The following is an 818-nucleotide window of genomic DNA, read 5'->3' as shown; positions in this document are numbered from 1 at the left end:
ATTTAAACGTCTCGATTGATATGGCATGGGGCTTTGCTCGATAGCCTTTGTCTGCTCTCGACCAATAGAATCCAAATCCCAAAAATTTAAAGGTTGGGTCACTTGGTTTAATGACTTTCGATTTAGTCGTATTAACAGTTAAACCCAGAGTTTCCTCAATATATCGTGTAACCGAACGCATCACGCGTCTTGCTGCGAATTCGCTTTTAACGAAGATAATACAGTCATCTGCGTATCGCACGAAGCGTAACCCTCTTTTTTCTAGTTCTTGGTCGAGTTCATTTAAGAGGATATTACTCAATAACGGCGAAAGGTTCCCCCCTTGGGGGGTGCCTACTGGGCTTTTCTCATATTCTCCGTTCACCATAATGCCACTCACCAGATATTTCCGAATAAGTGATATTACATCACCGTCGGTTATTTTCCGAGAAACCAGATTCATCAGTCGATCATGGTTAACTGTATCAAAGAACTTCTCTAAATCAATGTCGACAATCCAATGGTACCCTTCATTCATGTCTCTTAGCCCTTGCGCTATAGCCATATGAGCGTTACGGTTTGGCCGAAATCCATAACTACTGTTGTGGAAGTGTTCGTCAAAAATAGGTGTGATAACTTGCGCAATTGCTTGTTGAATAACCCGGTCAATAACTGTCGGTATCCCCAATAGTCTGACCCCACCCGATGGTTTAGGTAATTCTACTCTTCTGACGGGTTTAGGTTGGTAATTCCGTTCGCGAATGGTCTGAATAAGTTCTTCTTTATGCTGACGAAGATATTCTTTAGCCTCTTCGATAGTCATACCATCAATGCCTGCG

General features: G+C 42.4%; 1 protein-coding gene. It reads right to left on the bottom strand.

The window, feature by feature from the left end; genetic code table 11:
- Nucleotides 1-818: group II intron reverse transcriptase/maturase (gene ltrA, locus ACEN36_RS12995; RefSeq protein WP_407126893.1), on the bottom strand; the 818-nt coding region annotated here is incomplete at both ends.

The organism is Desemzia sp. FAM 23989 (genome assembly GCF_045528345.1).
In the GTDB taxonomy this organism is placed as follows: domain Bacteria; phylum Bacillota; class Bacilli; order Lactobacillales; family Carnobacteriaceae; genus Desemzia.
The sequence above is the reverse complement of the archived record's forward strand: the minus strand, read 5'-3'. Positions and strand labels throughout refer to the sequence as shown.